The 19,570-nt window shown below is 68.9% G+C and carries 14 protein-coding genes; 10 read left to right on the top strand and 4 right to left on the bottom strand.

The features are described from left to right. Positions 1-7: 7 nt before the first annotated feature. The gene (locus tag NON22_RS01725) at positions 8-838 is read right to left on the bottom strand and encodes an MlaA family lipoprotein (RefSeq protein WP_257385166.1); all 831 of its coding nucleotides are present in this window, start codon (positions 836-838) and stop codon (positions 8-10) included. Between the two features lie 246 nt (positions 839-1,084). On the opposite strand from NON22_RS01725, the gene rpoZ reads away from it, so the two are divergent. The 6 genes from rpoZ to NON22_RS01695 all read left to right on the top strand — a co-directional run bounded on the left by rpoZ (position 1,085) and on the right by NON22_RS01695 (position 8,019). Continuing rightward, positions 1,085-1,378 carry a DNA-directed RNA polymerase subunit omega gene (rpoZ, locus tag NON22_RS01720; RefSeq protein WP_257385165.1) on the top strand — a complete coding sequence of 98 codons (294 nt, stop codon included), beginning with the start codon at positions 1,085-1,087 and terminating at the stop codon, positions 1,376-1,378. Between the two features lie 51 nt (positions 1,379-1,429). Then, entirely contained in the window at positions 1,430-3,595 is a 2,166-nt protein-coding gene (locus NON22_RS01715; protein ID WP_425507946.1) for a RelA/SpoT family protein, read from the top strand. Positions 3,596-3,710: 115 nt separating this feature from the next. Further along, positions 3,711-4,094, top strand: a complete 384-nt coding sequence (locus NON22_RS01710) for a RidA family protein (protein ID WP_257385164.1) — start codon at positions 3,711-3,713, stop codon at positions 4,092-4,094. Positions 4,095-4,116: 22 nt separating this feature from the next. Then, on the top strand, positions 4,117-6,198 hold the full coding sequence (gene recG / locus NON22_RS01705) for an ATP-dependent DNA helicase RecG (RefSeq protein ID WP_257385163.1): 2,082 nt from the start codon (positions 4,117-4,119) through the stop codon (positions 6,196-6,198). A gap of 93 nt (positions 6,199-6,291) precedes the next feature. Then, the gene (locus NON22_RS01700) at positions 6,292-6,879 is read left to right on the top strand and encodes a hypothetical protein (RefSeq protein ID WP_257385162.1); all 588 of its coding nucleotides are present in this window, start codon (positions 6,292-6,294) and stop codon (positions 6,877-6,879) included. A 216-nt stretch (positions 6,880-7,095) separates the two neighbouring features. Further along, on the top strand, positions 7,096-8,019 hold the full coding sequence (locus NON22_RS01695) for a nucleoside hydrolase (protein ID WP_257385161.1): 924 nt from the start codon (positions 7,096-7,098) through the stop codon (positions 8,017-8,019). A gap of 39 nt (positions 8,020-8,058) precedes the next feature. Here NON22_RS01695 and NON22_RS01690 read toward each other — a convergent pair whose 3' ends face one another. Continuing rightward, positions 8,059-12,150, bottom strand: coding sequence for a mechanosensitive ion channel domain-containing protein (locus tag NON22_RS01690; RefSeq protein WP_257385160.1), 4,092 nt, complete (start codon positions 12,148-12,150; stop codon positions 8,059-8,061). 223 nt (positions 12,151-12,373) lie between these two features. Here NON22_RS01690 and NON22_RS01685 point away from each other — a divergent pair, with 223 nt between their 5' ends. Together NON22_RS01685 and NON22_RS01680 are read left to right on the top strand one after the other, a co-directional pair. Further along, on the top strand, positions 12,374-12,622 hold the full coding sequence (locus NON22_RS01685; protein WP_257385159.1) for a type B 50S ribosomal protein L31: 249 nt from the start codon (positions 12,374-12,376) through the stop codon (positions 12,620-12,622). Positions 12,623-12,913: 291 nt separating this feature from the next. Then, positions 12,914-14,206, top strand: a complete 1,293-nt coding sequence (locus tag NON22_RS01680; protein ID WP_257385158.1) for a citrate synthase — start codon at positions 12,914-12,916, stop codon at positions 14,204-14,206. 267 nt (positions 14,207-14,473) lie between these two features. Here NON22_RS01680 and NON22_RS01675 read toward each other — a convergent pair whose 3' ends face one another. Next, positions 14,474-15,112, bottom strand: a complete 639-nt coding sequence (locus NON22_RS01675; protein WP_257385157.1) for a hypothetical protein — start codon at positions 15,110-15,112, stop codon at positions 14,474-14,476. Beyond that, positions 15,112-17,646: a penicillin-binding protein 1A gene (locus NON22_RS01670; protein ID WP_257385156.1), complete on the bottom strand. Its 2,535-nt coding sequence runs from the start codon at positions 17,644-17,646 to the stop codon at positions 15,112-15,114. The genes NON22_RS01675 and NON22_RS01670 overlap by 1 nt, the downstream gene beginning before the upstream one ends. Before the next feature lie 237 nt (positions 17,647-17,883). Here NON22_RS01670 and NON22_RS01665 point away from each other — a divergent pair, with 237 nt between their 5' ends. Next, a complete protein-coding gene (locus NON22_RS01665; RefSeq protein WP_257385184.1) occupies positions 17,884-18,942 on the top strand; it encodes a pilus assembly protein PilM in 1,059 nt (352 codons plus the stop codon). Next, the coding region (locus NON22_RS01660) for a PilN domain-containing protein (RefSeq protein ID WP_257385155.1) at positions 18,942-19,570 on the top strand (629 nt) is incomplete at its 3' end. The genes NON22_RS01665 and NON22_RS01660, both read left to right, overlap by 1 nt.

Below are 19,570 nucleotides of genomic sequence, written 5' to 3'. Positions count from 1 at the left end.
CGCGCGATCAGCCTTCGGGCTGGGCGTCTCGCGGCGGGTTCGGCTTGTTGACCCGGCTCTGTTCTTCGAGCAGCTCTTCCGGATCGAAATCGTCGCCGACGCCCTGCAGCTGCTCGATGACCTCGACCGGCGGGTTGCCGTCGTAGATCTGGTAGACGCGTTGCTGGCGGTACGCGTCGCGATAGAACACGTAGGGATCGTAGACGCCTTCGAGCAGGCCTTCGGCGTCGATGCCGCGCGAGCGCAGCGTCACCAGGAACAGCCAGGTCGGCATGTACTGGGCCTTGTACTTCAGGTCGCGGTCGCTCGCGTACCAGGCCAGCGGATCGAAGAAGCGGTCGACCGGGAAGCGGAACACGTCGCGGGCCGTGGTCGAGCCGAGCAGTGGCAGCACGAGGTAGGGGCCGTCGGGCACGCCCCATTTGGCCAGGGTCGTGCCGAAGTCCTGCTCCTGCAGTTTCAGCCCCATCTGGCTGGCCGGGTCGAAGAAGCCGACCAGGCCCAGGGTCGTGTTGACGAGGAAGCGGCCGGTGCTGCGCGTGAAGTCCTTGGGCCGGCCCTGCAGCAGGTTGTTGACCATCGTGATCGGCATGCGCAGGTTGCTGAAGAAGTTGCTCAGCACGCGTCGCATGTTCGGGGTGGTGACCTTGCGGTAGCCGACGGCGACCGGGCGGATCACCGCGCGGTCGGCCGTCTCGTTGAACGCGTAGGCCTTGCGGTTCCAGCGCTCCCACGGATCGTCGGTACGCGGCTTGGCGATGGTGCAGCCGGCCAGCAGAACGCTGAAGGCGACCAGTACCAGCGGCTTCAGCGACGTGCAACGCGATCGAGAGGGCATGCGGACGGCTTCCTGCGGAGCGGGGCGCGGGCGACAGGTCGGGCCGATCTTCGCAGAATCAAGCCGGGTCGGGCATCCGACCCGCGTGCTCGAAACAGGCTGCGGCGAGGGCCGCCCGGATGCGCGCGAACCCGGAAGTTTACACCGGGATCACGGCCCGGTTACAGCCGCGGTTTGCGCGGCCGCAACCGGGCCGGCTACAATGCCGGCATACAAGCGTCTGATTTTTTTGATTTTGAGGTTCATATGGCCCGAGTAACCGTAGAAGACTGCCTGCAGGTCGTCGACAACCGCTTCGAACTGGTGCTGATGGCGACCAAGCGCGCGCGTCAGCTGGCCAAGGGCGCCGACTCTCTCGTCAGCGCCGAAAACGACAAGCCCACCGTGCTCGCGCTGCGCGAGATCGCCGAAGGCAAGGTCGACAACGCGCTGATCGAACAGGTCGACAAGCTCGAACGCGAACGCGCCGAACGCGAAGCCCTGGAATGGGCGGCCGCCGAAGTCGACGACGACCTCAAGGGCGGCGGCGACGATCTGTAATACCTCCATCCCGGCCGGCGTCCGCCGGCACTACTTCCAGCGGAGCACCTCGTGGATACGGCCCTGATCCCGCAGCAGGCGCCGGCGGTGAGCGATCCTCCCGCCTACGTTCGCGCGCTGGAAGAAAAGCTGCAGGGCTATCTGCCGCTGGCGCAGGTCGCTCTCGTGCGTCGCGCCTACGAAGTGGGCGCGCACGCGCACCGGGATCAGAAACGCAAGAGCGGCGAGCCGTACATCACGCATCCGGTCGCTGTGGCCTCGATCATGGCCGACCTCGGTCTCGACCACGAGACCATCATCGCCGCGATCCTGCACGACACGCTCGAGGACACCGACCTGACGCGGATGGAGCTCGCGGCCGAATTCGGCGAACCCGTCGCCGAGCTCGTGGACGGCGTGACCAAGCTCGACAAGCTGCAGTTCAAGAGCCGCCAGGAAGCCGCCGCGGAAAGCTTCCGCAAGATGCTGCTCGCGATGGCGCGCGACCTGCGCGTGATCCTGATCAAGCTCGCCGACCGCCTGCACAACATGCGCACGCTCGGCGCGATGGAGCATTCCGCGCGCCGGCGCATCGCGCGCGAGACGCTGGAGATCTACGCGCCGATCGCCCAGCGCCTCGGCATGAACCGCTTCAAGGGCGAGCTGCAGGAGCTCGGCTTCCGCGCGATGTATCCGGACCGCCACCGCGTCATCGAGACGCGGATCAAGAGCACCCTGGGCAACCGGCGCGAGGCCATGGGCAAGATCGAGGCTGCGCTCGCGGCGCGGCTCGCGTCCGAAGGTATCGTCGCGCGCGTGGTCAGCCGCATCAAATCGCCGTTCAGCATCTACACGAAGATGCGCAACGAGCACAAATCCTTCGCCCAGGTCATGGACGTCTACGGCTTCCGCGTCGTGACCGACAGCGTCATGCGCTGCTATCACGCGCTCGGCGCCGTGCACGGCCTGTACAAGCCGATGGACGCGCGCTTCCGCGACTTCATCGCGATTCCGAAGGTCAACGGCTACCAGTCGCTGCACACGGTCGTGTTCGGACCGTTCGGCGCGCCGATCGAGATCCAGATCCGCACCGAGGAAATGGATTCGGTCGCCGAGCGCGGCGTCGCGGCGCACTGGGCCTACAAATCCGGCGGCGGCCAGGGCAATGCGGCGCAGTCGCGCGCGCGCGAGTGGGTCGAAGGCCTCGTCGACAGCCAGGCGCGCACGGCCTCGTCGCTCGAATTCATCGAGAACGTCAAGGTCGACCTGTTTCCCGACGACGTCTACCTGTTCACGCCGAAGGGCCGCATTCTCGCGCTGCCGCGCAACGCGACCGCGCTGGATTTCGCCTACGCCGTGCACAGCGAGGTCGGCCAGCATGCCGTGCACGCGCGCGTGGACAGGAAGCTCGCGCCGCTGCGCACGCGGCTGGTCAGCGGCCAGACCGTCGAGATCATCACCGCGCCGTCGGCGCAGCCGCATCCGCAGTGGCTGGAATGGGTGGTGTCGGCCAAGGCGCGCACGGCGATACGCCACCATTTGAAGCGTCTGCAGCACGAGGATGCGGTCGAGCTCGGCCATCGCATGCTCGACCGCGCGCTCGACCAGGTCGGCATCTCGCTCGAAGGCATTCCGGGCGAGGTGCTCGACCGCTATCTGGCCGAGCAGAAGTTCCGCCGCCTCGAAGAACTGCTGGCCGACATCGCGCTCGGCAACCGCGTCGCCGAGCACGTCGCCACGCAGCTGCTGCGTCTCAAGGGCGGCAAGACGCGGCTGCGCGCGTCGCGCACGGCCGAGAGCATCCGCATCACCGGCGCCGAGCGCGGCGTGCTGACGTTCGCGAACTGCTGCCATCCGCTGCCCGGCGACGACATCATGGGCTTCATGTCGGCCGGCAAGGGCATCGTCGTGCACCGGATCGAATGCCCGAACGTGCCCGAGTTCCGCAAGTCGCCCGAGCGCTGCATCGCGATGGAGTGGGACCGCGACGTCAGCGGCGACTACAAATGCGAGCTGCGCGTGGACATCCAGAACAAGCCCGGCGTGCTGGCCTCGGTCGCCGCGGCGATCGCCGAGAGCAATTCCAACATCGAGAACGTGGAGTACCAGGATCGCGGCGTGATGTCGGCGATCATCGTGTTCACGATCGAGGTGCGCAACCGCAAGCACCTCGCCGACGTCATGCGGCGCGTGCGCCGGCTCGGCGTCGTGCACGGCGTCTACCGTCACCCGGTCTGAGCGCCCGCGGCGCTGCCGTGCCGCAACCGCGCTGCGGCCGCGCATCGCGGCGCATTAGCCGCTGCCGCGCCGCGTCGCTAGAATCGCCGACTCGCCCACTCCTCGAGGATGAGTCATGTCCCGCACCGTGATCGCCAGCGACGCCGCACCCAAGGCCATCGGCCCGTATTCCCAGGCCGTGCAGGTCGGCAACACGATCTATACCTCGGGCCAGATCCCGCTCGACCCGGCCACCGGCGAACTCGTCGCCGGCGACGCCGCGGTGCAGGCGCATCGCGTGTTCGACAATCTCAAGGCGGTGATCGAAGCCGCCGGCGCGAGCTTCTCCGACGTCGTGCGAGTCGGCATCTACCTGACCGACCTGTCCAACTTCGCCGCGGTCAACGCGGTCATGACCGAATATTTCCAGCCGCCGTTCCCGGCGCGCTCGACGATCGGCGTCGCGTCCCTGCCGCGCGGCGCGCAGGTCGAGGTCGACCTCGTGCTCGTGCGCGGCTGAGCCGCGTCCGCGCAAGGTCGGCATGCCCACCGAAGCGGGACTGCAGCCGCTGACCGGACTGCCCGGCGTCGGACCGGCGCTGCGCGAAACTCTCGCGCGGCTCGGCATGACCGTGCTGCAGGATCTCTGGTTTCATCTGCCGCTGCGCTACGAGGACCGCACGCGCCTCGTGCCGATCGCCGACCTGCGCGAAGGCGACCCGGCTCAGGTCGAAGGCGTCGTCGACGCGGTGCAGCGAGGTTTCCGCGGCCGGCCGCAGCTGCGCGTCGCGCTCAGCGACGGTTCGCAGGAAACGCTGGTGCTGCGCTTTTTCCACTTTCGCGGCGCCCAGGCCGACCAGCTCAAGCCCGGCGCGCGGCTGCGCTGCTACGGCGAAGTACGGCGCGGCCAGAACGGCCTGGAAATGGTGCATCCGCAGTACCAGCGCCTGGCCGACGACGCGCCGGCGGCGGTCGAGGAAACCCTGACGCCGGTCTATCCGACGACCGAAGGGCTGGGCCAGCGCCGGCTCGGCAGCCTGATCCAGCACGCGCTGCAGCGCCTGCCCGACGACGCGGCGCTGGAACTGATTCCGGCCTCGCTGCGCGCCGGCCTCGACCTGGCGTCGCTGCGCGAAGCGCTGCTGTTCGTGCACCGGCCGCCGCCGGATGCGAACGTCGCGCAGCTGCTGGCCGGCGTGCATCCGGCGCAGCAGCGGCTCGCGTTCGAGGAATTGCTGAGCCATCACCTGAGCCTCAAGCAGCTGCGCAACGCCGTGCGCCGCCAGGCCGCGCCGCCGCTGGCCGGCGACGGCAGCCTGCGCCGACGCCTGCTCGCCGCGTTGCCTTATGCGTTGACCGCGGCGCAGCGCCGCGTCGGCGCCGAGATCGCGGCCGACCTGTGCAGCTCCGAACCGATGCTGCGGCTGGTCCAGGGCGATGTCGGTTCGGGCAAGACCGTCGTCGCCGCGCTGGCCGCGCTCAGCGCCGTCGAGGCCGGCCATCAGGCCGCGCTGATGGCGCCGACCGAGCTGCTGGCCGAACAGCATCTGCGCACGTTGCGCGGCTGGCTGGAGCCGCTCGGCATCGACGTGGTCTGGCTCGCCGGCAAGGTGCAGGGGCGCGCGCGCAAGTCCGCGCTGGATGCCGTGGCCGCCGGCGCCGGCGTGGTCGTCGGCACGCATGCATTGATGCAGGAGGGCGTCGCGTTCCGCCAGCTCGGGCTGGCCATCATCGACGAGCAGCACCGCTTCGGCGTGCATCAGCGGCTGGCTCTGCGCGACAAGGGCCGCGAAGGCGAGCGTGTGCCGCACCAGCTCGTGCTGACCGCCACGCCGATCCCGCGCACCCTGGCCATGACGGCGTATGCGGATCTCGACGTCTCGATCATCGACGAGTTGCCGCCGGGCCGCACGCCGGTGACGACCGTCGTCGTCGCCAACGCGCGGCGCGCCGACGTCATCGCGCGCATCCGTGCGGCCTGCCTGCAGGGCCATCAGGCCTACTGGGTCTGCACCCTGATCGAGGAGACCGAACTGCTGGAGGCGCAGGCCGCCGAGGTGACTCACGTCGAGCTCAGCGCCGCGCTGCCCGAGCTCAAGGTCGGCCTCGTGCACGGTCGCCTCAAGCCCAAGGAAAAGACCGCGCTGATGGACGCGTTCAAGGCCGGCGAGATCGCCGTGCTCGTCGCGACCACGGTCATCGAGGTCGGCGTCGACGTGCCGAACGCGAGCCTCATGGTCATCGAGAATGCCGAGCGTCTCGGTCTGGCCCAGCTCCACCAGCTGCGCGGCCGCGTCGGCCGCGGCCACGTCGCGTCCAACTGCGTGCTGCTCTACCAGCCGCCGTTGTCGCAGCTGGCGCGGGCGCGCCTGGAAGTCATGCGCGAGACCAGCGACGGTTTCCGCATCGCCGAAAAAGACCTGGAGCTGCGCGGCCCCGGCGAGATGCTCGGCACGCGCCAGACCGGCCGGCTGGAATTCCGCGTCGCCGACATCCGCCGCGACGCTGCGCTGCTGCCCGACGTGCAGCGCATCGGCGAGGCGCTGCTGACCGGCCATGCCGGCCTGGCCGACCGCATCGTCGCACGCTGGATCGGCGCTTCAGCCCGCTACGCCGGCGCCTGAGCCGACCTGCGGCGTCAGGACTGCGACAACCGTCGACGATGGCCCGGCCGGCGCCGCGCTATAGTGCCGGCGCCTCACTGGGGAGCGCCCGCCATGCAAGCCCTAGCCAGTCTGCTGCTCGCCGCCGCCTGGATGGAACCAATGCCGCCGCCGCTCGCGGTGCTGCGAAATCCCGATTTCGATACCGATCCGGTCACCGCGCCGGCGCCGACGAACTGGCGCTGGTATCTCGACAGCGGCACCGGCGGGGAACTGGTCTGGGACGCCGCCATCGGTTCGCCGGTCGCCGGCAGCGGCCGCGTGCGCAACTTCCGCAGCGGCGCGCGCGAGGATTTCTGGGCGCAGTGCGTCAGGCTCGCGCCGGGACCGTTCACCCTGCGCGCGGCCGTGTCGCCGCAGCTCAAGGCCAACGCTTCCTGCGAGCTGCGCATCGAGGTGCTGAACCAGCCCGACTGCAACACCACGGCCGGCCTGCTGCTGACCGCGAGCGTCGCGAACACGACGAACAACGCCGGCTTCGAGACGCTCGAAATCACGCGCACGGCGCCGCTGCGCAGCGGCGCGGCCTGGGTCTCGCTGATCCATCGCCAGACCACCGCGGCCGAACCCGGCTACAGCTACTGCCATTTCGATCACGTCGAATGGGACAGCCAGCTGCTGTTCTCCGGCTCGTTCGAGTGAGCCCGCGCGATTCCGCGCGCTGAGCGGACGGGTCCCGTCCGGCGATTCCCGGCGATTCGAGCCGGGCGCGTGACCGGCGCCGCCGGCCGGCGGGGGTTCGCGCCAGACCGAGGGGCGTCGAGCGGGTTCCGTCCGCCCGCCCGGCGGGACGATTCGCGTTATGCTGACCGGTCAATCCGCGCCGGATTGTGGCCGCGGAACGCCACAAGGACATCCATGAAACAGGTTCTGCTGATCGACACCGATCCCGGCGTCGACGATGCCCTCGCGCTGCTGATGGCCTATGACCGGGCCGATGTCGCGGCGCTGACCATTGCGGCCGGCAACGTCGGCCTCGGCCATACCGTCGCCAACGCGCTGCGCCTGACCGAACTCGTCGCCGCCGCGACGCCGGTGCATGCCGGCGCCGCCGAGCCGCTCGTGCGGCCGGCCGACGATGCGGCGTTCGTGCACGGCGCCGACGGCTTCGGCGACGCGGGCCTGCCCTCGGCGCAGCGGCAGGCCGAAGCCGAGCACGGCGCGCTCGCGCTGATCCGCCTGACCCGCGAGCGGCCCGGCGAACTGACGCTCGTCGCGCTCGGGCCGCTGACCAATCTCGCGCTCGCGCTGCACCTGGACCCGACCTTGCCGCAGCGCGTCGCGCGCCTCGTGATCATGGGCGGCGCGGTCACCGGCCGCGGCAACACCACGGTGCCGGCCGAATTCAACATCGGCTTCGATCCGGAGGCCGCGCACATCGTGTTCTCCGGCTGGCCGCAGTTCGAGCTCGTCGACTGGGAAGCGACGATGCGCCACGGCATCACCTTGGAGCGCTTCGAGTCCTGGCTCGCCGCCGGCGACGCGCGCGCGCGCTTCTACGACGCGATCTCGCGCAAGATCCGCGGCTTCATGCGCGAACGCGGCCGTCCGGGCCTCGTGTTGGCCGACGCGCTGGCCATGGCCGTCGTGCTCGACCCGGACTGCGTCACGCGCGCCGAACACCGTCATGTCGCGATCGAACTCGACGGCAGCCTCACGCGCGGCGCGACCGTGGTCGACTGGGAAGGCCGCAACGGCAAGCCGGCGAATGCGCGCATCGTGCTGGAGCTCGATCAGGCGCGCTTCGAGGCCCTGATCGCCGCGGCGCTCGGCGCGGCATGACCTGCCGACGGCCCGACGCGGCCGTCGCGCCTCCGCAGGTCACGCGCCCGCCGGCTTCTCCGCCGGCGGCGCCAGCTGGCGCAGGTTCACGTCCATCTGCGGCGTCAGCGAGAACGGGATGTTGCGCGCGCGGAATTCGCGCAGGATCGCCGCGTGCAGGTCGTTGCGCACGGCGCTGCGTTCCAGTGTCGCGCCGACGAACACGCGCAGTTCGAAATCCAGCGAGCCGGTGCTCAGCGCGACGCACCAGCAGTTCGGTCCCGGTTCCTTGAGCACCTTCGGGTGCGCGCGCGCGAGTTCCAGCAGCAGCGCGCGGACCTGTTCCGGATCGTTGGCATAGGCCACGCCGAGCTTGACGACGACGCGGGTGATCGTGTCGCTCAGGGTCCAGTTGGTCAACTGGTCGGTGATGAAGGTCTTGTTCGGGATCACGACCTCGCGGTTGTCCCAGTCGACGATGGTCGTCGCGCGCGTGCGTATGCGCGTGACCGTGCCTTCGATGCCGCGGATCGTGATGACGTCGCCGATGCGGATCGGCCGCTCGAACAGCACGATCAGTCCGGAGACGAAGTTGGCGAAGATCTCCTGCAGGCCGAAGCCCAGGCCGACGGTCAGCGCCGCGGCCATCCATTGCAGCTGGCCCCAGCGCAGGCCCAGCAGGGACAGGCCGAACACGCTGCCGACGATGGCCAGCGCGTAGCGCGCGACCGCGGTGATCGCGTAGCGCGTCGGCGCGTCGACGTCGAGCCGGCGCAGCACGCCGATCTCGAGCAGGCCCGGAATGTTGCGCGTCGCGATCCAGGTCAGCATCAGCGCGACCGAGGCGAACAGCAGCGAGCGCAGGGTGACCTGCACGGTCACGTTCTTGCCGTCGGCGACGTAGGTCGTCTTCCAGGCGCCGATGTCGCCGAGATAGCCGAGCGCCGGCGTCACGTCCTGCCAGACCCAGAGCAGCACGCCGGCCAGCGCGACGACGGTCAGCGCGCGCAGCAGGCGGCGGGTCTGCTGGTTGATGCTGGCCAGGGTGATCTGCTCGGCTTCGGCGGCGAATTCGGGACGCGACTCCAGGTCGGGGTCGTCGCGCGCGGTCTGTTCGCCGCGCTTGTCCTCCATGCGCTTGAGCGCGAGCCGCCGTTCGCCGAGCGACAGCCAGCGCAGGGCCATGCCGTTCAGCGCGCTGATCGCGAAGAACGCGATCGCCGATTCGAGCAGGTGCGCGGCCAGCGCCATCGCGGTCAGGAAATAGCCCGCGGCTGCGAGCACGCCGAGGCCCAGCGAATACACCGTCAGCACGAGGCGCAGCAGCCGGCGCAGACGCTGCGGTTCGTTCGGACTGCTCGCCCGCTGCACCCAGAGCGCGCCCGGCGCGAGCAGGCGCCAGGCGAGCCAGGCCAGCATCAGGCTCGCGGCGATGAACACGAGACGGGCGAGGTCGGCGTTGGCGAGCTGCTCGCCATAGAGGAAATAGAGAGAAAGGAAGAATTGCACCGGCAGGAACGCCATGGTCATCCAGCGGCGCAGCAGCTCCAGCGCCTGACGCCGGCCCTGAGACCAGCGGAAATGCGCGGCGGCGAGACCCTTGTCGCTGTTGAACCAGCGCAGCAGTTCGAGCGCGTACAGCGGCGCGACGAGCTCGCCGAGCGCGAGGCTCAGCGCATCGGCGAAGGCATAGCCGGCTTCGCCGGCGCGCGCGAGCAGCCGCGCGAGAACCCAGACCAGCACGGGCCAGGGCAGGGCGGCGACGAGGCTCAGCAGCAGCGCCTGGCCGGTCAGCCGGTAGCGGTCGGTGCGGATGCGCCGGGTCGGCTGGGCGAGTTCGTCCAGCTTGGCCGGCACGCGGCGGCGCCAGACCCACAGGCCGATCGCGATGCCGAGACCCAGCAGCACCGGCAGCGGGCGCGTCCAGGCCACGCGCGCGCTCTGGCGCAGCGCATCCCACCAGCGCGTCGGCTGCACCATGTCCACGGCGCCGCGTGCGGCCTCGCTGAGCGCGCGCCGGTCCAGCGGCGCGTGGCTCGGCGTCCACAGCAGGCGTTCGTCGAGCAGGTCGCGCAGGGTGGCCGTGTCCTTGACCAGGCCGGACAGCTCCTGCTCGGCGTCGGCGAGGCTGTCGGCCAGGCGGTTCTGCACGAGGCTCAGTTGCGGCACGACTTCGGCGCGCGTCGCGAACAGCCGGTACAGGGTCTGGCGCAGCGGGCCGCCGGCGTCGGCCGCATCGGGCGGCAGGCGCTTGAGCTCGGCCGCGACCGGCACCGACGGATCGGCCAGCAGTTCGCCGGTCTCGCGCAGCTCGACGAGCGCGATGCGCGTCTGGGCGAGTTCGGTCTGCAGGGTCGCGAGCTTGCGCTTGAGCACGGCGACGGGCTGCAGCTTGCGCCGCTCGGCCAGCAGCACCAGGCCGACCGCCTCGCTGACGCCGCTGTATTTCACGCGCTCGCTGGTGTTCTTCAGCGCCAGCGCGGTTTCGCGGCGCTGGCGCGCATAGGTGTCGCGGCTCTCGCGCACTTCGGCCAGATGCGCGACACGCTGCACGAGCTCCAGGCCGTAGGCCGCGTTCTGCCGCGCGACGTCGCGCAGCACCGGGTTGCCTTCGGCGAGCTCGGCCGCCTCGTCCTGCAGGCGCGAGCTCAGGCTCAGCGCGACCGCGCGCGTGCGGTCGAGGATCAGACTCTGCAGCGCGTCGACCTTGTGCTGGCGCTCGCCGACCTCGCGCTGGCGCAGCCGCAGCTTGGCCGATTCCAGGCGCACGCGCGGCTCGTAGCTGCGCAGTTCCTCCTCGAGCTTCGCGATGCGGACGACGGCCAGTCGCTGCGCCGCACGGCGGCGCAGCCGCTGCGCTTCGGCCAACGGCGCAGCGGCGTCCTTCTCGGCGGCCGCGGCCGTGCCGGCCTTTTCGGCGTCGGCCTGGGCCTGCTTGAGTTCGTCGCGGATCTGCGCCGGACGCTCGTGCTGGCCGGCGACGCGCTGCTGCAGCTGGGTCACGTCGGCCTGGGCATCGGCCAGCGCCGCGCGTTCGTCGCTGCGCTGCGCCTCGAGCTGGGTCACACTTGCGCGTTCCGACAGGCTCGCGCGCCAGGCCAGCAGGTCGGCGGTGTTGTCGCGCAGCAGCTGCTGCTCCAGGGCTTCGGCATCGGCGCCGGCCGTGGTCGCGGTCGCGCGCAGGCTGCGCAGTTCCTCGACGAGCGCGCTCGCCTGCTCGTCGTCGCTCTGCGCGGCGTCGAGCAGGGTCTTGATCGCTTCGGTCTGCAGCGCGTCGGTGCCTTTGGCCTCGGCAAGCGCCTGCCGCGCGGCCTTGATCGCCGGCGAGACGGCCGGCGGCAGCGAGTCGGCCCCGGTCGCGTTGCCGTTTGCGGCTTCCGGCAGCAGATCCTTGAGCCAGCGCTGGCGCAGGCGCGTTTCGTCGGCGACGCCGATGCCGGCCAGGGTCGTGTCGAGGATCTGCTTGAGCTCGGGCCAGTCCCTGCGCACGGCGAAGCCGAGCGCTTCGTCGCTGCCGATCTGGCCGAGCACGACGAGCTGGTCGCGCACGCCGCTGCGGTTGGCGGCCGCCTGGGCCGTGACGAGGTCGCCGACGAGCACGTCGGCCTTGCCCTGGAGCAGCGCGGCCAGCGCGCGCGCGGTCGACGGATACGGCTGGATCTGCGCCTTCGGCGCGAGCCGGCTCAGCGCCTCGTGACAGACGTGCTGCTCGGCCACGGCGATGCGATGGGCCTCGATCTGGTCCAGCCGTTCCAGGCCGTTCACGCCGCGGCGCACGAACGCAGCGCAGGGCAGACGCAGATAGGCGGCGCTGAACAGGGCGATCTCGTTGCGTTCCGGCGAGGCGAACGCGCTGGAGAGCATGTCGACGCGGCGCTCGCGCAGCGCCTGCAGCGCATCGTTCCAGCTCTTGACCGGCACGACGCGGAAACGCAGCCCCGAGCGTTCCGCAACGAGTCGCAGGTAATCGGCGGCGAGGCCGACCTGCTGGCCGTTGCCGTCGAGGCCGTCGATCGGCGCGAACTCCGGATCCGGCGCGACGCGGATCTCGGTATGCTTCTCGCGCCAGGCCTGCAGCGAATCCTCGGCCGCGAGCGACGGTGCGGACAACAGCACCAGCAAGCACACGAGCAGTCGCGACCAGGAGCTCATCAGCAGGGAAATTCCTTTTGGGGCGCAGGATTATGCCGCAGCCCCGCGGCGCCGCCGGCATCTGCGTCCAGACTCGCTACGCGAGCGTTAATCGGAGACGGCCAGTGGCCCGGTCCCGCGGCAGCCGTCCCGAGGCTTCCTCGCGCGCGCCGGGCTTGCGCCGGGGGCTATCCGGACGCTACCATGCCGCTCTTTTCCGCCTACGTTTCTTTCTGGAGCCACCATGAAAGCCGACATTCATCCCAAGTACCACCCGGTGGTGTTCCAGGATGTCACCACCGACTTCTCGTTCCTGACCCGCTCGACGATGACGAGCAAGGAAAAGATCAAGTGGGAAGACGGCCAGGACTACCCGCTGATCAAGGTCGACATTTCCAGCGCTTCGCACCCGTTCTATACGGGCAAGCACAAGATCGTCGACACCGGTGGTCGCGTCGACAAGTTCAACCGTCGCTACGCCGCCAAGAAGTGATCCGCCGCGCGGCCTGAGCCGCGCCCCGGAAGCCGCCGCCGCGGTAACGAACGCCGACCTTCGGGTCGGCGTTTTCGTTCGTGCCGGCGCCGCGTCGCGGACAGACGCGGCGCTCCGGTGCCACTGGACGAAAGTCGCAACGTCCCATGCCCGCGGCCGTCCGGCCGCCGGCTTTCCGATTCAAACGCCTGTGCGATAATTGCGCATTACCGCGCGCGTTCCGGCCCTGCCGGCTGCGCACCTGCCGGCGACGGAAACCGTCCCGGCCCGTACTGCGACCAGGAGTTTGCCGTGTCCGACAAGACCGTTGCCCTCACCGATGCTGCGTCCAACCGTTCGACCTCGCTGCCGGTCGTTTCTGGAACGATGGGCGATCCCGCTTTCGACATCGGCAAGCTGAACAAGGACACCGGCTACTTCACCTACGATCCGGGATTCATGTCGACGGCCGCGACCAAGAGCGCCGTGACCTTCATCGACGGCGACCAGGGCGTGCTGCTGTATCGCGGCTACCCGATCGAGCAGCTGGCGAAGAATTCCAATTTTCTCGAAGTCGCCTATCTGCTGATCAACGGCGAGCTGCCGAAGGCCGACGAATTCGCGAAGTTCGAGCACGAAGTCACGCATCACACGATGATGCGCGAGTCGCTGAAGAACTTCTTCCAGGGCTTCCACTACGACGCGCATCCGATGGCCATGTGCATGGCCGCGGTGGGCTCGCTCGCCGCGTTCTACCACGACTCCCTCGACATCAACGACCCGGCCCAGCGCAAGCTCGCGGCGATCCGCCTGATCGCCAAGATGCCGACGATCGCCGCCGCGGCCTATCGCTATTCGATCGGCTGGCCGATCCGCTATCCGCGCAACAACCTCGAATACTGCTCGCGCTTCCTGCACATGATGTTCGAGGTGCCGAGCGAGCCGCTGCAGATGAGCCCGGTCGCGGCCAAGGCGCTGGACCTGCTGTTCATCCTGCACGCCGACCACGAACAGAACGCTTCGACCTCGACCGTGCGCCTGGTCGGCTCGACCGGCGCGAATCCGTATGCCTGCGTCGCCGCCGGCATCGCCGCGCTCTGGGGCCCGGCGCACGGCGGCGCGAACGAAGCCGTGCTCAAGATGCTCGCCGAGATCGGCGACGCGAAGAACGTCGGCAAGGCCGTGGAACGCGCCAAGGACAAGAACTCGGGCTTCCGCCTGATGGGCTTCGGCCATCGCGTCTACAAGAACTTCGATCCGCGCGCGACGATCATCCGCGAGATGTGCCACAAGGTGCTCGGCGAGCTCGGCGTCAACGATCCGCTGCTCGACGTCGCGATGGAGCTGGAACAGGCCGCGCTGAAGGATTCGTACTTCGTCGAACGCAAGCTCTACCCGAACGTCGACTTCTACTCGGGCATCATCTACAAGGCGCTCGGCATTCCGACCGAGATGTTCACCGTGATGTTCGCGATCGCGCGCACGGCCGGCTGGGTCGCGCACTGGCTCGAACAGCACGAGACGCCGGACGCGAAGATCGGCCGTCCGCGCCAGATCTACACCGGTGCCACGCCGCGCGACTACGTCGCCGCCGACCAGCGCTGATCCGTTCCGCTTCCGCGGAAACGAAAAACCCGGCTTCGGCCGGGTTTTTCGTTGATGCTGCCCTGGCGCCGGGTTCGGCGACGCGGGCGCAGGGGGTATATAGCGCGCGAGGTGCGGCGAGCACCGCGAGCCGCAACACCGCGGCGCCCTGAGCGTCGAAAGGCTTCTGCCGAAAGACCCGGCGCACTGCGCCAAGCTCCTTCGATCGCCGTTCTCCGTGGGCGCGGAGCTTCCGGTGTTGCAGCTCGCCTGCGGCTTACAGCGGACCTACGGGTCGCCGTCCTGCAGCAGCTGCTGCGCCGCGGCCAGGGTCGCGCGGCGCATGGGCTTGCCGTCGATGCGGTCCAGCGGCGCCTGGCGCAGCGCCGACAGCGGCAGCAGGGTCAGGTCGACCGGCACGTCGTCAGCGCTGAAGCGGTACGCGTCGAAGCGCTCGGCCTCGTCGGCGGACCAGCGCAATTGGCGATCGATCTGGTCGTACGGGATGCCATGCTCTGTCAGGAACAGGGTCAGGCTGTCGGCATCGTCGCTGTGCAGATGCAGGCTGACTGCAGAATGCTGGTCGGCCGTGCCGTCGAGCACGGCGCCGACCAGGCGCGGTTCGAAGCGCGCGAAGAACCGCAGCGCTTCCACCGCGGTTTCGCGCAGACGGCGCAGATGGGCCAGCCGTTCCTCGCCGCCGAACAGGCGCTGGTAGTCGCGCAGTGCCGTCTCGATCTCGGTGTTGCGCGGCAGATGGCGCTCGTCCTGTATGCCCAGCCGTTGCGCGGCGCGCAGCTTGGCCTGATGGTAGTCGCGCAGGCCGAGCTCGCTGATCAGGCGCGCGGCTTCCGCGGCGATGCGCTGGCGCTGATCGTCGCGCCGGTCGTCGGCGGGTCGGCGGCTGTGCGGGCGGCGCTGCGCCATCAGAAGATGTCGTAGGCCTCGCCCTGGTGGCTTTCGTCGACGGCGGATTCCGGCGGCGGCGCACTCAGGCGTTCGATGTCCTCGCTCTTGAAGATCTCGAGGATCGCGCTGCTGTCGTCGCTCGAGGCGAGATAGCCGGTGGCCGGATCGATGCGCGCGGTGCTGATGCCCGGCGGCGGCACGAACGGCGTCTCGGCCTTGCCGTCGAGCGCGACGCGCATGTAGTCGATCCATATCGGCAGCGCGGCCTTGGCGCCGAATTCGCCGCGGCCGAGCGAGCTGAAATCGTCGAAGCCGACCCAGACGCTCGTCACGAGCTGGTCGTTGAAGCCGCTGAACCAGGCATCGCGGTGTTCGTTGGTCGTGCCGGTCTTGCCGGCCAGGTCGTTGCGCTTGAGGTCCATTGCCGCGCGGCCGGTGCCGCGGCGGATCACGTCGCGCATCAGCGAGGTGACCAGATGCGCCGTGCGCACGTCCAGGGTGCGGGGCGCCAGGCGCGGCTTGCCGGGTTCCGCGGTCGTCGCCGTCGCCGGCACGGTGGCCGCATTCGCACTGGCTATCGGCGTGAAGCGCGGACTGCTGCTCGGCGTCGTGGCGGTCGCGACCGGCGTGTTCGGCAGCGCCGGCGGGGTCGACTCGCGCGCGAGCCGCGCGTCGTCGAGCAGGCGTTCCGGACAGCCGCGGCAGGCGCGTGCAGCCTGGGCGATGTAGACGTCCTTGCCGTCGCGGTCGCGGATGCTCGCGACGAAGTAGGGATCGATCAGCATGCCGCCGTTGGCGAACACGGCGTAGCCGCGCGCCATCATCAGCGGCGCGACCGAGGCCGTGCCCAGCGACATCGACAGATTTTCCGGCATGGCCTCCAGCGGCAGGCCGAAGCGCGTGATGAACTCGCGCGCATAGCGCACGCCGATCGCGTCGAGCAGGCGCACCGAGATCAGGTTGACCGATTTGACCAGCGCCTCGCGCAGGCGCATCGGGCCTTCGAACTTGTCGTCGTCGTTGGACGGCGCCCAGATGCCGTCGGGACGCGACGGGTCCGGGAAGACCAGCGGCGCGTCGTTGAGGATGGAGGCCGGCGTGAAGCCGTGTTCGAACGCCGCGGCGTACAGGAAAGGCTTGAAGCCCGAGCCCGGCTGGCGCGCGCTCTGCGTCGCACGGTTGAACTTGCTGCGGCCGAAGCTGAAGCCGCCGACGAGCGCGCGAATCGCGCCGTCGTCGGGATCCAGCGAAACCAGCGCGGCCTGCGCCGCCGGCAGCTGGGCCAAGGTCCAGGTTTCCTCGTCGCCGCGCGCGACGCGGACGATGTCGCCGACCTTGACCACGGCATCCACGCTCTTCGGCGCGGCTCCGCGGCTGTTCTCGCTCTGGTAGGGGCGCGCCCATTCGACGGATTTCTTGTCGAGCACGACGGCTTGGCCGTCGGCCAGGTAGAGCTGGGCGTGATCCTTGCCAGCTTCCGTGACCAGCGCCGGGATCAGGCCGGCCAGCGGGCGGAAGCTCGCCAGTTCGCGCGCATAGACTTCAGGCGTCGCGTCGGCGGTCAGGTCGACGTGGGCCTCGGCGCCGCGGTAGCCGTGGCGGCGGTCGTAGTCGATCAGCGAATTGCGCACGGCCTGGTTGGCCGCGTCCTGCATGCGGCTGTCCAGGGTGGTCCTGATGTTGTAGCCGTCGGTCAGTGCATCGGCACCGAGGCGCTCGAGCGCTTCGACGCGGACCATTTCGGCGAGGTAGGGCGCTTCGACCTCGATCGGCGGCTCGTGGGCATAGGCCTTGTCGGGCTCGGCCATGGCCGCCTTCATCTCGGCCTCGCTGATGAAGTTGTTCTCCAGCATGCGTGCGAGCACGTAGTTGCGGCGCTCTTCGGCGCGCTTGCGGTTGTACAGCGGGTTGCCGGTGGACGGGAACTTCGGCAGCGAGGCCAGCATCGCGCACTCGCCGAGATCGAGCTGTTCCAGGGTCTTGCCGTAGTAGAACTCGGCGGCGGCGCCGACGCCGTAGGCGCGGTGGCCGAGGAAGATCTTGTTGAGGTACAGCGAAAGGATCTCGTCCTTGCTCAGCGCGCGCTCGATGCGCATGGCCAGGAACAGCTCGGAGATCTTGCGCGTGTAGGTCTGTTCCGGGCTCAGGAAGAAATTGCGCGCGACCTGCTGGGTGATCGTCGAACCGCCGGGACCCTTGTCGCCGCCGGTGCGCACGAGATGCCAGACGGCGCGGAAGATGCCCTGCACGTCGAAACCGGGATGGTCGTAGAAGCGGGCGTCCTCGGCGGCGAGGAACGCGTTCTTGACCTTGGCCGGGACGTTCTCGATCGCGACCGGGATGCGCCGCGTCTCGCCGAACGTCGCGATGAGCTTGTCATCGGCGGTGTAGACTCGCAGCGGCACCTGCAGGCGGACGTCGCGCAGGGTTTCGACCGAAGGCAGGCGAGGGGAGATCAGCCAGTAGGCGACACCGATCGCCAGGCAGCCGAGCACGATTCCGGTAAGCGCGAGGTACAGCGCATAGCGGGCCAAGCGAAGGAAAACGCGCATCATGAACCGGGAATGTGATGGCAGTCAAAGTCGACCCAAGTAGGGCCAGAGTATAGATCCTGCCCCGCTTGCGCCGATAGCCAAATCTTTCGCGCCCCGGTCCGCTTTGTGTGACAAATCCCATGGTATTTCAGCGTCTTGGAGAATATTCTTCGGGTCGTTGCCATTTGGTTAAGTTTCGTATTTAATGTCACTGCGCATCTTTCGCTCGTAAGAGCGCGTGGGAAGGGGAAAAATGTGGGCCTGTTCAGTCCGAAAGCGCCGCCGCTGATTGGGGTGGACATCAGTTCGACGGCGGTCAAGCTCCTGCAGCTCAGTCAGTCGGGTGGCCGCTACCGCGTCGAACACTACGCGGTCGAGCCGCTCCCGCCCAATGCTGTGGTCGAGAAGAACATCGTCGAGGTCGAGGCCGTCGGCGAGGCGATCCGCCGCGCCCTGGGGCGTTCCGGCTCCAAGACCAAGTTCGCATCCGCCGCCGTGGCAGGCTCGGCGGTCATCACGAAGGTGATCCCGATGCCGGCCGATCTGTCCGAGGAAGACCTCGAAGGGCAGATCCAGGTCGAGGCGAACCAGTACATTCCCTATCCGATCGAGGAAGTCAGCCTTGATTTCGAGACGTTGGGGCCCGTCAAGGACAACCCCGACATGGTCAACGTGCTGTTGGCCGCCTCGCGTACCGAAAACGTCGACCTGCGCGTCGCCGCGCTGGACCTGGCCGGGCTCAGCGCCAAGGTCGTCGACGTCGAAGCGTTCGCGATGGAGAACGCATTCAAGCTGATCGCCGACCAGCTCGCCGTGTCCAAGGACGCGGTGGTGGCCGTGGTCGACGTCGGCGCCACGATGACGACCCTGATCGTGCTGAAGAACCAGCGCACGATCTATTCGCGCGAACAGGTGTTCGGCGGCAAGCAGCTGACCGACGAGGTCATGCGCCGCTACGGCCTCTCCTACGAGGAATCCGGTCTGGCCAAGCGCCAGGGCGGCCTGCCCGAGTCCTACGAGATCGAGGTGCTGGAGCCGTTCAAGGAAGCCATGGTCCAGCAGATCAGCCGCCTGCTGCAGTTCTTCTTCGCCGGCAGCGAATACAGCAAGGTCGATCAGGTGGTCCTGGCCGGCGGCTGCGCGTCCATCGCCGGCGTCGCGGACATGGTGGAAGAGCAACTGGGGGTTCCGAGCGTCGTAGCCAATCCGCTCGCGAACATGTCGCTGTCCTCCCGCGTGCAGGCGCAGACGCTGGCCCAGGATGCGCCGGCGTTGATGATTGCCTGCGGGCTTGCGCTGAGGAGCTTCGACTGATGGCAAGAATCAATCTATTGCCCTGGCGCGCCGAACGGCGCGCGGTGCGCAAACGCGAGTTCCTCGTCATGCTGGGCATGGCCGGCGCCGCCGGCGTCGCCGCGTTCATCGGCGCGATGACCTGGATGAACGCGCGCATCGAGAATCAGATCGACCGCAACACCTACCTGCAGGGCCAGATCAAGGAAGTCGAGAAGAAGCTCGACGAGATCAAGGAGCTCGACAAGACGCGCGACAAGCTGCTCCGGCGCAAGCAGGTCATCGAGCAGCTGCAGGCCAGCCGGTCGCAGATGGTGCACATGTTCGACGAGCTCGTGCACACGATTCCCGAAGGCGTGCGTCTGACCTCGCTCAAGCAGGTCGGCGACATCCTCACGCTCGAAGGCGTGGCCCAGTCCAATGCCAGCGTCGCGACCTACATGCGCAACGTCGAGGCCTCGCCCTGGCTCGGCCATCCGGACCTGCGCAAGACCGAGATCAAGAAGAGCAGCAGCGAGAAGCGCATGCCCTACGATTTTTCGATGGACGTGAAGCTGCGTAAGCAAACGACGGAAGAAGAAGGCGCCGACGGCGCCAAGCCGGCCGCGCCCGCCGCGGCTGCTGCGCCGGGTGCCGCGGCCGCGACGCC

It is taken from the genome of Tahibacter caeni (genome assembly GCF_024609805.1).
In the GTDB taxonomy this organism is placed as follows: Bacteria; Pseudomonadota; Gammaproteobacteria; order Xanthomonadales; family Rhodanobacteraceae; genus Tahibacter; species Tahibacter caeni.
This window is presented reverse-complemented; position numbering and strand designations above follow the sequence as displayed.

Bases quoted from the DNA above. Each gene is read 5' to 3' on its own strand.
- NON22_RS01725 (WP_257385166.1), bottom strand. From the start codon at position 838: ATGCCCTCTCGATCGCGTTGCACGTCGCTGAAGCCGCTGGTACTGGTC.
- rpoZ (WP_257385165.1), top strand. From the start codon at position 1,085: ATGGCCCGAGTAACCGTAGAAGACTGCCTGCAGGTCGTCGACAACCGC.
- NON22_RS01710 (WP_257385164.1), top strand. From the start codon at position 3,711: ATGTCCCGCACCGTGATCGCCAGCGACGCCGCACCCAAGGCCATCGGC.
- recG (WP_257385163.1), top strand. From the start codon at position 4,117: ATGCCCACCGAAGCGGGACTGCAGCCGCTGACCGGACTGCCCGGCGTC.
- NON22_RS01700 (WP_257385162.1), top strand. From the start codon at position 6,292: ATGCAAGCCCTAGCCAGTCTGCTGCTCGCCGCCGCCTGGATGGAACCA.
- NON22_RS01695 (WP_257385161.1), top strand. From the start codon at position 7,096: ATGAAACAGGTTCTGCTGATCGACACCGATCCCGGCGTCGACGATGCC.
- NON22_RS01690 (WP_257385160.1), bottom strand. From the start codon at position 12,150: ATGAGCTCCTGGTCGCGACTGCTCGTGTGCTTGCTGGTGCTGTTGTCC.
- NON22_RS01685 (WP_257385159.1), top strand. From the start codon at position 12,374: ATGAAAGCCGACATTCATCCCAAGTACCACCCGGTGGTGTTCCAGGAT.
- NON22_RS01675 (WP_257385157.1), bottom strand. From the start codon at position 15,112: ATGGCGCAGCGCCGCCCGCACAGCCGCCGACCCGCCGACGACCGGCGC.
- NON22_RS01670 (WP_257385156.1), bottom strand. From the start codon at position 17,646: ATGCGCGTTTTCCTTCGCTTGGCCCGCTATGCGCTGTACCTCGCGCTT.